Origin of the sequence: Dapis purpurea BLCC-M126 (assembly GCF_050015975.1) — a bacterium.
Classification (GTDB): domain Bacteria; phylum Cyanobacteriota; class Cyanobacteriia; order Cyanobacteriales; family Microcoleaceae; genus Trichodesmium.
Window position 1 is genome coordinate 9,460 of the sequence record NZ_JBNHER010000153.1, and the last position, 14,254, is coordinate 23,713.

At 36.7% G+C, this 14,254-nt stretch carries 9 protein-coding genes; 6 read left to right on the forward strand and 3 right to left on the reverse strand.

All coding sequences use genetic code 11. The annotated features are described in order from the left end of the window. Positions 1 to 2,185, forward strand: a 2,185-nt coding sequence (locus tag ACP6PL_RS13890; protein WP_426545853.1) for a BamA/TamA family outer membrane protein, incomplete at its 5' end; no start/stop codon positions are given. A 487-nt stretch (positions 2,186 to 2,672) separates the two neighbouring features. Here ACP6PL_RS13890 and ACP6PL_RS13895 read toward each other — a convergent pair. Both ACP6PL_RS13895 and surE read right to left on the reverse strand, forming a co-directional pair. Further along, positions 2,673 to 2,816 carry a hypothetical protein gene (locus tag ACP6PL_RS13895; RefSeq protein WP_426545854.1) on the reverse strand — a complete coding sequence of 48 codons (144 nt, stop codon included), beginning with the start codon at positions 2,814 to 2,816 and terminating at the stop codon, positions 2,673 to 2,675. 789 nt (positions 2,817 to 3,605) lie between these two features. Further along, a complete protein-coding gene (gene surE, locus ACP6PL_RS13900) occupies positions 3,606 to 4,310 on the reverse strand; it encodes a 5'/3'-nucleotidase SurE (RefSeq protein ID WP_426545855.1) in 705 nt (234 codons plus the stop codon). A gap of 272 nt (positions 4,311 to 4,582) precedes the next feature. Between surE and ACP6PL_RS13905 the strand changes: the two genes are divergently transcribed. The 5 genes from ACP6PL_RS13905 to ACP6PL_RS13925 all read left to right on the forward strand — a co-directional run bounded on the left by ACP6PL_RS13905 (position 4,583) and on the right by ACP6PL_RS13925 (position 12,451). Then, complete coding sequence (locus ACP6PL_RS13905; RefSeq protein ID WP_426545856.1) at positions 4,583 to 8,848, forward strand: tetratricopeptide repeat protein; 4,266 nt, start codon at positions 4,583 to 4,585, stop codon at positions 8,846 to 8,848. Between the two features lie 523 nt (positions 8,849 to 9,371). After that, positions 9,372 to 9,761, forward strand: coding sequence for a DUF6163 family protein (locus tag ACP6PL_RS13910; RefSeq protein WP_426545857.1), 390 nt, complete (start codon positions 9,372 to 9,374; stop codon positions 9,759 to 9,761). A gap of 104 nt (positions 9,762 to 9,865) precedes the next feature. Next, positions 9,866 to 10,348 carry a DUF2656 domain-containing protein gene (locus ACP6PL_RS13915; RefSeq protein WP_426545858.1) on the forward strand — a complete coding sequence of 161 codons (483 nt, stop codon included), beginning with the start codon at positions 9,866 to 9,868 and terminating at the stop codon, positions 10,346 to 10,348. Positions 10,349 to 10,686: 338 nt separating this feature from the next. Beyond that, positions 10,687 to 11,292, forward strand: coding sequence for a macro domain-containing protein (locus tag ACP6PL_RS13920; protein WP_426545859.1), 606 nt, complete (start codon positions 10,687 to 10,689; stop codon positions 11,290 to 11,292). A gap of 91 nt (positions 11,293 to 11,383) precedes the next feature. Beyond that, a complete protein-coding gene (locus tag ACP6PL_RS13925) occupies positions 11,384 to 12,451 on the forward strand; it encodes a BMP family protein (RefSeq protein WP_426545860.1) in 1,068 nt (355 codons plus the stop codon). Positions 12,452 to 12,656: 205 nt separating this feature from the next. Here ACP6PL_RS13925 and ACP6PL_RS13930 read toward each other — a convergent pair. Continuing rightward, positions 12,657 to 14,254 (reverse strand): WD40 domain-containing protein (locus ACP6PL_RS13930; RefSeq protein ID WP_426545861.1); only part of this gene is annotated, 1,598 nt, incomplete at its 5' end.

Below are 14,254 nucleotides of genomic sequence, written 5' to 3' on the forward strand. Positions count from 1 at the left end.
GGTTTTGGCAAAATCAACAGAAATTAAATCGGAAGGGTTAGTAGATAAACAGTTTGCTGCGACTATTCCAACTACAGAAATAGTTGTAGATGAGAGTGGAAATTCTCAGAATGTGGTTTTGGCAAAATCAACAGAAATTAAATCGGAAGGGTTAGTAGATAAACAGTTTAATTCCATCCTTTCTCAAGGAAATAATTTAATTAATAGCCAAATTACTCAAAATCAACAGAAATTAACATCATTAAAATTAGACCAATCAGATAACTTAGCCTTAACGTCATTACCAGAAGATAAACTTGTAGAACCAGATAGTAATACCAAACCTACCCCAACAGAATCAGAACAATATACTCCCCTTCCATCACAACAAGCACAAACCTCTACAGAAGAAGGAGAACCCCTAGTGCTAGTAGCTGAAGTTGTAGTTATTGGAGTAGATGGAGAACTCGAAGATCAAGTTTACCAAGTCATTAGCACTCAACCAGGACGCACAACTACTCGCTCTCAACTACAAAAAGACATTAATGCTATCTTTGCCACAGGTTTCTTCCGAAATGTGAAAGCAGTACCCGAAGATACTGTCCTTGGTGTACGAGTCACTTTTGAAGTCGAACCGAACCCTGTATTGAGTTCTGTAATAATAGAAGGTGCAGAAGTATTTCCTGAAAGTGAAACAGAGAGAATATTTAGCGAGCAATATGGTGAAACTCTAAACTTGAAAGTTTTTGAAGGAGGTGTCGAACAAGTCAACCAGTGGTATCAAGACAATGGTTATGTTCTCGGCCAAGTTATCGGTGCGCCTCAAGTCGGTGATGATGGTACTGTCACCTTAGAAGTTGCAGAGGGAGAAATTAAAGATATTCAGGTGCGCTTCGTCGATTCAGAAGGAGAAACAGTAGATGAAGAAGGTGAACCCATAGAAGGTCGTACCCGTGAATATATTATCACTAGAGAAATTCAGCTGAAACCAGGAGATATATTTCAGCGACAGACAGCAGAAAAAGATATTAGAAGAGTGTTTGGTTTAGGCATTTTTGAAGATGTGAGATTGGGGTTAGAACCATCACCAGACGATCCTAACACAGCAGTTATCATTGTAAATGTTGTAGAGAAAAGTACGGGTTCTCTAGCATTTGGTGGTGGGGTTAGTTCTGCAAGTGGATTGTTTGGTACAGTGAGTTATCAACAGCAAAATATTGGTGGTAATAATCAAAAATTAGGTGGTGAATTTCAGGTGGGTGAACGATTAGTATTAGCAGATGTTAGTTTTACAGATCCTTGGATCGGTGGAGACGATCATCGACTTTCTTACACGGTTAATGCTTTCAGACGGCGAGCTATTTCGGTGATTTTTGATTCTGATGATGATAACGACCAGCGGGATGTAGATCTACCTAATGGTGACAACCCACGAGTGATTCGTACAGGGGGTGGGGTTAGTTTCACTCGTCCGTTTATTCCTAACCCATTTGTCGATCCACAATGGACTGCTTCTTTGGGATTAAAATATGAACGGGTAGAAATTCAGGATAGTGATGGTGACACTGAACCCAGGGACGAATTAGGTAATAAATTGACTGCTGATGATTCTGGGGAAGACGATCTATTGACGATTCAATTTGGTATTGTCAACGACCGACGCAATAATCCCCGACAACCTACTTCTGGTAGTTTGCTGCGGTTTGGTACAGAACAGTCTATTCCTATAGGTTCAGCAGAAATTGCCATGAATCGTTTGCGAGGTAATTTCAGTTATTTTATTCCAGTAAATTTTACTAAGTTTGCTGATGGACCTGAAGCTTTAGCTTTTAATATACAAGCAGGTCATATAATTGGAGATTTACCTCCTTATGAAGCTTTTCCTCTAGGTGGTACTAATACAGTCCGTGGATATGATGAGGGTTCTGTAGCAGCAGGTCGTACTTTTGTCTTAGGAACTGTTGAGTATCGCTTTCCTGTATTTAAGTTTCTTGGCGGTGCTTTATTTGTTGATGCTGCAACAGTATTTGATAGTCAAAGTTCTGTAATTGGTAATCCTGGAGGTGTGCGGGAGAAACCAGGAGATGGTATCGGTTATGGTGCTGGTATCCGGGTACAGTCTCCTCTTGGCCCGATTAGAATTGATTACGCTATTAATGATGAAGGTGATACTCGTTTCCACTTTGGTATTGGTGAGCGGTTCTAATGAAGTCATAAGTTAGAAGTCAGAAGTCAGAAGTAATATCAAATTCTGTGGTATCGTTACCTACGCTATTACAGATAGTTCGACTGCTTTTAGAACTCACGAGTCAGAATAAATATAGTCTGCTGAATAACTATTTTTTGGGAGGTTGAGAAACCAGGTTTACAGGGGTATGTTTCTTACCTTTGATGTAAAAAAAGTTTGGAAAGAGCGGGAAGTGTGGGCATAAAAAAGCACATTTTTCTTGAGATTTTATACTGAATAAAAGTGATTACTCAGCCCTTTGAATTAAACTTACTTGTGTAAGAAGGAGTCAGGAGGAATGGGAATAAAAGAAAACAAATTCCTGTCTATCTTCTTGAAAGAGGAGGTTTGAGACCTTATTTCTTTAGTAAAAAGTCATTTCTTAATAGCCAACTCCTGACTTCCAGCTTTGGGTAAGTAAATATTTATCCAATTACTATGAATGCTGTATTTCTATTTCTACTGTTTATCTGTCTCGACTTTTACCAGGTGTAATATGTTCCTCATCTGTCTCTGTTTCATCTGCCCGAGCAATAAGCTGCCATGAACTTTGTTGATCGAGTTGTAATTGTTCTTTGGCAGTGAAATTACTCGTAATGGCTGGAATCATATTGATTCCCGTCAATACAGAACTGACAAGAATGATTGAAACTATATATTTAGTCATTATTTAAAGATTGGTAATAGGGTGTATTCTCTTATTCACAATTTGTATTTAGAATCCGGAAAATATAGAACTAAGTAGGTTGGTAAAATTTACAAGTACGTCCGAAGCGACTGAAACCGATTGGAAGGAAGCAATTTCAAGGTTTTTAACTGCATTGACTTAACATTTCGTTACAGGTTTATTCACACCTATCTAGTTACGCAAACGCGGTGTTTGAAATTGCTAAATTCCCTTTTGCTGCGCAACGAAAACGTCGAGGATTTCCGCACCGAAAACCCCCTCAGAAATTACTTTTGAATTTTGACTTGCGCGTAACCCTATATTATGAGGATAGCCATCTACATGATACCGTTTGGATAAATATTTGTCCCAAATATTTATCTCTGTTCTCTATTCCCTATTTCCTTTTGCCTATCAACAATAGTGCCTGTAACATTTTTGTATCGGTAGTCCTAAAATTTGTATCGGTAGTCCTAAAATTTGTATCGATAGTCCTAAAATTTGTATCGGTAGTCCTAAAATTTGTAAGCATATTAGTTGGTATAACAATCAAATGCTAAGAAACCCGTTTGCCTAGCATTCCGTAGGAAAGGGTGGAAAGCTACAGCACTTGCCGTTTCTTTGAGTTAGAGGAGGATCACTTCCCGAACGCGGTAGTGCGTGGCGTACTAATAGGGCCTGCGTAGCACATCCGCGCTCGAATTTAGGGTGTTTAACTCCTGGAGACATCAATTAAAGTTGAATCTTGGTAATGGCAATATTGCCAGCAAAGCAAACATCGACATCTGTTCCTGGAGCGCGATCGCGTTCTTCATATTTCCCTGCATAATAAAAATCTTGTCCTTCCATCTGATAAGCTACTGGCAATGGTTGAGTAGATGGTTCGCAAAATACCATTTTTGGGTCTGGTGCTTCCGGTTCTAAATAGGGGAAATTTACATTCCAAAAAGCTCCTGGTTCAATGGGGCGGTTGAGTAAATCTGTTAATACTATTTTGGCCAAACGAGTTACTCTTGGCCAGTCCACAGGCTTTTTCCCTCGACGAAATTGAGACAGAGCTATTCCTGGTATTCTATGAAACGCTGCTTCTCTTACTGCTGCTACTGTTCCAGATATGTAGACATCTACACCCATATTACCCCCTGAGTTAATACCTGACAGTACCCATTTGACATTTTTACTTATGTGTGATATTGCGATTCTAGTACAATCTGCTGGTGTACCTGCGATCGCATACTCAACCTCAGACAGATGTTTGATATTAATAGGCCCATTAGTAGTAACTTGATGCCCACAACCAGATAATTGTCCTTGGGGAGCAACAATAATACTTTCGTCGAAAGATGGTAGAGGTAAATCAGGATTATTCACAGCTTCCCACAGTGCTTTAATACCAGGAGCATTAATTCCATCATCATTAGTGAGAATAAATGTCATACTTCTTAATAATTTTAACTTAGCTAATTTGCGAACTATAACATAAAAAAAGAAATATTTTTGTACTATTTCATACATCTATCTAGGAGTCAAAAGTAATATTAATCGAGTAATATTTATTGTCTCAAAACCTTAACAGATAATAATTTCAGACAATTTTATCGACAACAAGTAATCAGGCTAGAAACTAATTAATATTAAGTGGATTACAGGAAAAAAAGTATTGTGTTAAACTATTCATAAACTAAAGATAAAGAGTAAAAAGTCAATGTATGTCACTGCCTGCTGTTTTACACCCTGATATAGTTGAATTTCTCCGAAAAGATGTAGAAACTAATTTGCAAAAGAAAGTATGGGAATGCATTAAAAGACTGAAACACCAACAATTTAATAGTGGATTACGGGTAAAAAAGCTCAAAGGAATAAATAAAAGAGTATGGGAAGCTAGAATTAACAGTGCTAGTCGCTTAATTTTTACCTACGATAAATCACAGCGACCAGAAACAGGAAAAACGCAAGTTTATCTAGCAATTCAAGATATTTGTTTAGACCATGATGATGTATCGCGACGTGCTAAAGCAAGGCAAAAAAGCCCTGATTCTGAATGGTTAGAAACAGCAGAATTTGAAGTAATTGTAGAGACCAGAAATTTCCAAAATCAGGATAATAATACGGATAAAAATATATCATATTCATCAGTAGAAAAAGCAAATATTGAAGCAGTGAAAGCGTTGGATTTGGAAACAAATTCAGATTTAAAAGATGACGAATTGTTAGGAAATATTGAGTGGCGAGTATTAGAGTCAGAAACAGAATGGCAAAAAGCAATTATTGAGCAAAATACAGATTTACCTTTAAAGCTGACTCCAGAAGAATATAAATTGGCTAAATTATCAGGAAATCTATTATTAAATGGTAGTGCAGGTACAGGAAAAACTACAGTAGCATTATATAGAATGCTCCAAAAAAAACAGTATAGCAATTTAGGAAAACGTTTATATATTGCCTATAACGATTTGCTTGTTAATAATGCTGAAGAACAATTTCATCAAATAGTTAGTGCAAATAGTCAATTAGAAGCAGAATCGAAATACTCAACAAATCAAATAGTTTTTGAATTTAAAAATCTCCACCAACTATGTTTAGAAATTCTCGGCGATCGCCAGATAATATATTATCCTCAAGATGAAGTTAACTATCAAGTATTCTCGGAGATGTACAAAGCGCATCCTTGCAGAAAACAATATCCAACAACTTTAGTATGGGAAGAAATTAGAAGCATAATTAAAGGTAAACAACTAGCAATTACAGAAAATATTTTATCGGATAAAGAATATGAAAAAATTAGTAAAAACAGCATTATTTTAATACCTAATAAACATCGAAGAGATATATATAAAATTGCAGAATGGTATCAAAAAAAGCTCCAAAAAGAAAGATTATATGACGAAATAGATTTAGTCAGACAAGTATTAAAGTTGCTCAAAAATAATTCTCGAAAAAAATATGATTTAATTGTTTGTGACGAAGTACAAGACTTAACAGAAATACAATTAGAGTTATTATTTAATTTAGTTGCTCCGAGTGGAAATTTATTGTTTGCTGGAGACTCTTATCAAATGATTAGCCCTAGTGGTTTTCGTTGGGAAACACTAAAAGATAAATTTTATCCTCAGAGAAAAGTAGATCAACAAACTCTAAAATTTAACTTTCGGAGTGTAGGAAGCTTAGTCAAATTAGCGAATCAACTGCTAAAATTGCGTTCTAGATACTTAGCAGAATCTACAGGATATTATTCAAGGACTAATAGTATTTACGGTCAACCAGCTAGACTAATTTCAGCAGATAATCAAACATTAGTAAAAATATTAAAGGAAACATCTTTATGTCCTGGTGATGCTATTTTAGTCAGACAAGAATCAGATAAAGAAAAAGTTAGAGCCGAACTAAATTCCAGTTTTGTTTTTACAATTGAAGAAATAAAAGGATTAGAATTTGATACAGTTTTTCTCATAGATTTTTTTCAGGCACAAGCAAAACTTTGGAGCAAAGCAATACGAGGTGGGGTACTAAAAGAAAAAGAAAAACCACAACTGCAACTAGAATTAAACTTACTTTATGTAGCAATTACTCGTGCTAGCAGAATATTAAATATTTGGGAATCAGAGCTTAGTCAGCTTTGGCAAGAACCAGAATTAACAGGTTTATTTCAGTCAATAATTCCCGAATTAGTCAGAAGTGATCGTATAGAACCTAGCCCAGAAACATGGCGTAAACAAGGACAATATTATCTAAAAGCCGAGTTTTATCAACAAGCCAAAGAATGCTTTACTAAATCTGGCGATGTAATTTTGGAGAAACAAGCTCAAGCCAAATTATTAATTCAAAAACAAGCTTATAATGAAGCAGCAGAAATTTTTGTTGAATTAAAAGAATGGCAAGATGCAGCACTGTTATTTGAAAAAGTAGAAAAATGGCAACAAGCAGGAAAATATTGGGCAAAAATTGGCGAATATAATAAGCAAAAAATTTGTGAAGCTTCTCAATTAGAAGCAAGCCTAAAATGGGGGGAAGCAGCTAAAAAATGGGAAGAAATACTAGATTTTGCTAATGCTAAACGGTGCTGGATGAATATTCCTGAAAAAAAAGCAGAATACCGCGCTATTGAATTTGAAAATAAGAAACAATGGCTGAAAGCTGCTACTGAATACGACTTAGCAAAAATGCCTCAGAAAGCAGCATTTTGCAGAGCTAGAGAATTTGAAAAGAAAAAACAATGGGAAGAGTCTATTATCCAATATGAAATAGCGGGTATGACAGAAAAAGCTGAAAAATGTCGTCAGGAAGGAGCAGATGCACTGCACCAACGGGGATTAATCAAACTACAAAAAAGAGATAATACTGGCGCTCTAGAAGACTATAATCTCGCCATACATCTAGAACCTAATAATCATCAATTTTATCATAATAGAGGCATTGCAATTGCTCAAATGGGAAATTTAAAAGGGGCTATAGAAAATTTCCACAAAGCATTAGAACTCGATTCAAAAGATCTACAAATCTATAATAATTTAGGAGCAGTTTATGTAGAATTAGGGGAATTAGATCAAGCTATAGAGCTTTTTTCTCAAGCTCTGGAATTAAATCCTGAAGAATCTCAAATCTACCAAAACTTAGGAGTAGTCCGTTTTAAAGCTGGAGATCCGCAAGGAGCTATAGCAGATTATAATCAAGCCATACAATTTAATCCCAATAAAGCAGAAGCTTACTATAATCGAGGTATTGCTTATCGTTTCCTGGGAAATAACCAAGATGCAATTGATGACTTGACAAAAGTATTACAACTCAATCCTAAAGTTGTAGATGCTTATACCCAGCGAGGTATTATTAGGTTTGAGATGAAAGATATACAAGGAGCGACTGCCGACTTTAATGAAGCTATTAAACTTAATCCGAAACATCCTGAGGCTATCTACAACCGAGCTGTAATTCGTCGTCTGAGTAAAGATAACCAAGGTTCACTAGCTGATTTTAATCAAGTTATAAAAATTCATCCAAACTATATGGATGCTTACATTAAAAGAGGTATAGTTCGTTTCGATATTGGAGAGCATCGGGGTGCCCTAGAAGACTTAGATCGTGCAGTAAAACTTCAACCCGAAAATGCAGAAGCTTATTATCATCGAGGTAATACTAAACGCAGTCTAGGAGATTTTTCTGGAGCGATCGCTGATTTTGAGATTGCGGTAAATTTTAACCCTCAATATCATCAAGCTCATAACGATATGGGTATTGTACGCCTGAGAACGGGAGATATTTCAGGGGCTATGAAAAACTTTGAAATAGCTATAGAAATCAAGCCTAACTATGCTGAAGGTCATAATAACCGAGGTTTTACGAAGTTTAGACTAGGGGATATTTCAGGAGCAATGAAAGACTTTGAAATAGCTATAGAAATTAATCCTAATTACGCCGAAGCATACAATAATCTGGGAAATTCTCGCTTTCAAACAGGAGACTTTGAGGGAGCAATGAAAGACTTTGGCGAAACTCTACGCATTCATCCCAAATATGTTCCTGCCTACAATAACCGAGGTTTAGCGCGTTTGAAATTAGGAGATTTTTCTGGAGCGATCGCTGATTGTGATGCAGCCCTAAAAATTAATCCTAGCTATGCTTTAGCTCATTATAATTTAGGCTTAATTCACACTGAAATGGGAGATTTAGAGCAAGCTGTTGTAGACTATAACGAAGTATTGCGACTGTATCCGAGAAAAATTGATGCTTATGTTAACCGAGGGTTAATTTATCTGAAGTTAAAAAACTATACCCAAGCTATTAAGGATCAAACTACTGCTTTGAGTATTAATTCTAATCTTGCTCATGTTTATTCTTTTCGTAGCGAAGGATATATTAAATTAGGACAATTAAAAGCAGCTCTTGATGATTTACACAAAGCAGCAGAAATTTACCAGCAACAAGGAAAGCAAGAAGAATACAAAAAGGTTATGAATGTAATTGAGAAGATAGCAGAATAAGAGCACTCATCACAGTACTTTCTCTGGTTTTTCCCTTGCTGTTAACCGAGATTTAGCATAATAATAATTTTTAATTTATCGGAATTTAAAACGAAGTAGAAGATGTGGATTTGTGTGAGTGTTGAAGTGGGGGGAGTGTTGTTTTAGTTTTTGTGGGTAGAAGATTGAGAGAAGTGGTTGTGAAGGGTAATATCAAATCCAGTAGCATCGATGTAATTAGATAAAGAGTGTGGGGAGTGTGGGGGGTGTAGGGAGATGGGGATATCTAGAAAGATTTAGGAATAGCGATCGTGAAGTGAACATTGTTTTATACCGAATTAAGTGGATTTGATATAAAATCTAAATTTGTAGGCTTTTTCAACCATCTACTACTAATCAAAACCTGTGAAAACTTTAAAATATTATGTGTGAAATCGCTTTATCAGTCAGATTTTTAAACAATATATTCTGAACAAAAGTGCGGATTTTATTGATTATTTGTCAATTAAACCTGAACTTCTTAAAATCTTATCAACACAAAAATATGAATGATCTTGCACAAATTGCTAATAATCATTGGATGGGAAGATATCTAAAAATTCTTGCTTTTGTCTTTATCTACAGTGGATTAATTCATATTGCCAATATAGTAAGTTTAGGCGAAAAAACTTGGTTAGAAACTCCTCAAACTTGGCAAATAGGAGATATAGTTTATGGAATACTCGATCTTGCTGCTGTCATCGGTTTATGGCAGGGAAAAGCTTGGGTAATTATTTGCTTTTTAGTAGGAATTATTTCTCGATTTGTAATTTATACAGTTTTTATTGATTATTTTCCTTTTACCCAGCAACAGCGAGAAACTATTTATGGTTTATTAGGGACAGAAGTAATTTTACTGTCAGTATTTGTAGTTTTATTATTGTGGAAAAAGTAGTCATAGGTTAAGAATTTAGAATTCAGAATTATGAATTTAGAACATCGTCTGGTAATATATAAAATTGTGACTTAAAGTTTACTGTGCAAAGAACACAGAAAAAAATGACTCAATCTCAAACCGGACGAATGTTACTTTCTCACAATTTTGAACTTTCAGAAAATACACTACCTGAATTAAACCGAGAAGAATTTGCTCAAGTATTTATCGATGGTTTAAGCAAATATCCACAGCTAAAATGTCGGCAATTAAATCATCCCCATTGGATGGTAGAAATTTTATTTGAAACTCAGGTTTTTGCTCCGCCTCAAGTTGGAGAAAAATGCGCTCAAGCATTAATAGAAAAACGGATAAATCAAAAAAATGGCAAAGATTTAATTGTTGATGTATTGATTCTAGGAGGTTTGAAAAAAACTCCTCCGTTAAGTGATTCTCCTGATACTCTCCGATCGGGAGAATGGGGTGTTGATGTTGTGGAAACTCATGCAGCAGAAACTTTTCTGAATACTCTCCAGTGGGATGAAAAAACAGCAGGTAAAACAATTGAAAATATTTTCAAAGTAGAAATGAAAAATATTCTTGCCTAATTTATTTATGATTGTAAGCATTCAGCAATCAGCTATTAGCTGTCAGCCATTAACTTATTCTTTTTGAACGAAGAATCAGAGCTAAAAGATTGGGCAAAAATTAAAAGTTACTCTAAAAGTACTCTTTGCTAATTTTTCTTATTAATTAGATTACGAAGGAAAAGCTAAAAACTGAAGGCTAATACCTGAATGCTTACTTAAGCTATCCCCAATTTCTATTTCGATTTGAGCAATATAAATTTCAAAAAGTATTTATAAATTAACTTTTTTTAGTAGATAAGAGAAATGTCAGTCCTCTTGCCTTCTATTTATAAGTATTAAACCGGAATAATATTATTATGAAACTTATTTTAGTAGCTCCCAACCCACTTTTGTCTAACGCTTTTCAAGAAAATTTCCATTATTTACCCAATATAGAAATCATTAATAACTATTTTGAGTCAGTGCCAGAATATGACTGTTTAGTAAGTCCAGCTAATTCCTTTGGACTTATGGATGGTGGCATGGATGCGGCAATTATTAGATACTTTGGTGATTCTTTAATGACTTTAGTTCAGCAAAAAATTTTAGATGAATATTTGGGCGAACAACCTGTAGGTACATCTATGATAGTTGAAACAGGTCATCCTCAACATCCCTTTCTTGCCCATACCCCTACTATGCGAGTACCGATGTCTATTGCTGGTACTGATATTCCTTACGTCGCCATGTGGGCAATGTTACTTGCAATACGACGCCATAACCGCCAGCAAAAGAAACAAATTAGAACAGTTGTCTGTCCAGGGTTGGGTACAGGAATAGGTCAAGTTTCCTATCAGGAAGCAGCTAGACAAATGGCTCTTGCTTATGACCATTTTGTTTATCCGCCTAAATCAATCAACAATTTTATTGCTGCTGAAAGACAACTTCAAATTTGGGAAGAAGGAGATTTAACGAAGTCATAAGTCATAAGTCAGAACTAGTTTTTGTCACGGGGATTTTGAGCAATTTTCTTGGTAATTGTGTAATTTATAAAACATATTTTTTTAGTTACTTATGCAAAAAAAATTTAATCGACGTTCATTTATTGGGTACATTTCAGCCACTTTAGCAACTAGCTTATTATTAAAAGCTTGTGCTGATTCTCCTTCTACAATTACAGAAAATAATGGTAATAATTCTACAGATTCTGGTAGTAGTTCTGAAAGTTTTAAAATTGCTATTGCTTTGCCTGGAGTTATTACCGATGGTGGATGGAATCAATCTGGTTATGAAGGAGTAAAAAAAGCAGCCGAAAAACTCAATGGTGAGATGATTTATGTGGAAAATGTTGCTCAACCAGACCAAACAGAAACTCTCTCAGATTTTGCCAGGAAAGGTTATGATTTAGTAGTTGGTCATGGCGGACAATTTGATGCTGCTATTCAACAAGTAGCTAGTCAATTTCCAGATACATTCTTTTTAGGAGTTAATGGTAATATTGCTGGGGAAAATTATGCTTCGGTAACAACAAATTATTTCCAAGTTGGTTATCTTGCTGGTGTGGTTGCTGGTTTGATGACTAAAACTAATAAAGTTGCTTATATTACGGGTTTATCTTTTAAGGGAACTAACTTACAAGGTAGGGCATTTGAGTTAGGAGCTAAGTCTGTAAATTCCAGTGTTGAAGTTGTGGTTAGTTACACTGGAGATTTTAATGATATTGCTAAAGGAAAAGAAGCAGCTTTGGCTTTAATTTCTACAGGAGTTGATGTTATTTATCACTTATTAGATAATGCTGCTCCGGCAGTTTTACAAACGGCACAAGAAAAAGGAATTTATGCAGTGGGTAATACTACAGATCAGTTAGATGTTGCTCCAAAAGCAGTATTGACAAGTGCAGTTCAGGATGTGGGAGGAGCGATCGCCTACGTTGCTAATTTAGTGAAAAATGATCGAGTTAAAGGAGAAAAATATGTTTTAGGAATTGAAAATCCAGACATTACTAAGTTGGGTCGTTTTAATGATGTTTTGCCAGAAAAAGTTAAGCAAAAAGTAGAAGAAACTCAGCAGCAAATGTTGGCTGGAGAATTGAAATTTGCAGATTGTTCAGAAGGTAGTCAAGAGAAAGTTTGTATTAAATAGGACTTACGCAAAGTAACACAATTCTGTCATTGCGAGCGACAGCGAAGCAATCTCGAACGTCCAAAACTCCTTCCTAATAATTGCTATAGCCTAGTCATTGCAACTTTCACTCCTGGGAAGGAAGCAATCTCAGGGGTCAGCGGAGATTGCTTCCTCTCGTCGCAATGACAACTTTTCAGCCCGATATAACTTCTGACTTCTGACTTCAAACTTCTGACTTCCCAGTGCCAACACCATCACACAAATCTCTATCGCTTTCACTGACATTAGGGTTATTTTCTAGGTAGTCGCGCATCCAGTCGCAAGCCCACTCATGGAGGTGATCGAACTTCCAAATCTTCCACAATTTCACTGTATTGTCAGCACTTGCAGAAGCAATAGTCTCTCCATCAGGACTAAATGCTACACCTAAGACCGAACTCTCATGGCCGGTGAGAGTCTGCAATAATTGACCCTGACGGTTCCACAACTTCACTGTTTTGTCACGACTTGCAGTTGCAATAGTCTCTCCATCGGGACTAAATGCTACACCTAAGACCTCACTCTCATGGCCGGAGAGAGTCTGCAATAATTGACCCTGAAGGTTCCACAACTTCACTGTTTTGTCACGACTGGCAGTTGCAATAGTTTCTCCATCAGGACTAAATTCTACATCATTGACCGAACTGTCATGGCCGGAGAGAGTCTGCAATAACTTCCCCTGACGGTTCCACAACTTCACTGTTTTGTCACGACTAGCAGTTGCAATAGTCTCTCCATCGGGACTAAATTCTACACCTAAGACCCAACTCTCATGGCCGGAGAGAGTCTGCAATAATTTCCCCTGACGGTTCCACAACTTCACTGTTTTGTCACCACTTGCAGTTGCAATAGTCTCTCCATCCGGACTAAATGCTACACCATTGATCAAACTCTCATGGCCGGTGAGAGTCTGCAATAATTTCCCCTGACAGTTCCACAACTTAACTGTTTTATCCCAACTTGCAGTTACTATAGTCTCTCCATCCGGACTAAATTCTACATCATTGACCGAACTGTCATGGCCGGTGAGAGTCTGCAATAATTGACCCTGACGGTTCCACAACTTCACTGTTTTGTCACCACTTGCAGTTGCTATAGTCTCTCCATCTGGACTAAATGCTACATCTATGACCTTATCCTCATGGCTTTTTAGAGTCTGCAATAATTTCCCCTGACAGTTCCACAACTTCACTGTTTTGTCACCACTTGCAGTTGCTATAGTCTCTCCATCCCGACTAAATGCTACACCAATGACCGAATACTCATGGCCGGTGAGAATCTGCAATAATTTCCCTTGACGGTTCCACAAATTCACTGTTTTGTCACGACTAGCAGTTGCAATAGTATATCCATCGGGACTAAATGCAACATCCCAGACTGAACTCTCATGGCCGGTGAGAATCTGCAATAATTTTCCTTGACGGTTCCACAACTTCACTGTTTTATCAGCACTTGCAGTGGCAATAGTCTCTCCATCCAGGCTAAATGCTACACCATTGACCGGACTCTCATGGCCAGTGAGAGTCTGCAATAACTTCCCCTGACGGTTCCACAACTTGACTGTTTTGTCACTACTTGCAGTTACTACAGTCTCTCCATCCGGACTAAATTCTACATCATTGACTGAACTCTCATGGCCAGTGAGAGTCTGCAATAATTTCCCCTGACGGTTCCACAACTTGACTGTTTTGTCAAAAAAACTTGCAGTGGCAATAGTCTCTCCATCAGGACTAAATTCTACATCATTGACTGAACTCTCATGGCCAGTGAGAGTCTGCAATA

What these genes read in the sequence shown, in the direction of transcription:
- ACP6PL_RS13895 (WP_426545854.1), bottom strand. Translation starts at nt 2,816, where the DNA reads ATGATTCCAGCCATTACGAGTAATTTCACTGCCAAAGAACAATTACAA.
- surE (WP_426545855.1), bottom strand. Translation starts at nt 4,310, where the DNA reads ATGACATTTATTCTCACTAATGATGATGGAATTAATGCTCCTGGTATT.
- ACP6PL_RS13905 (WP_426545856.1), top strand. Translation starts at nt 4,583, where the DNA reads ATGTCACTGCCTGCTGTTTTACACCCTGATATAGTTGAATTTCTCCGA.
- ACP6PL_RS13910 (WP_426545857.1), top strand. Translation starts at nt 9,372, where the DNA reads ATGAATGATCTTGCACAAATTGCTAATAATCATTGGATGGGAAGATAT.
- ACP6PL_RS13915 (WP_426545858.1), top strand. Translation starts at nt 9,866, where the DNA reads ATGACTCAATCTCAAACCGGACGAATGTTACTTTCTCACAATTTTGAA.
- ACP6PL_RS13920 (WP_426545859.1), top strand. Translation starts at nt 10,687, where the DNA reads ATGAAACTTATTTTAGTAGCTCCCAACCCACTTTTGTCTAACGCTTTT.
- ACP6PL_RS13925 (WP_426545860.1), top strand. Translation starts at nt 11,384, where the DNA reads ATGCAAAAAAAATTTAATCGACGTTCATTTATTGGGTACATTTCAGCC.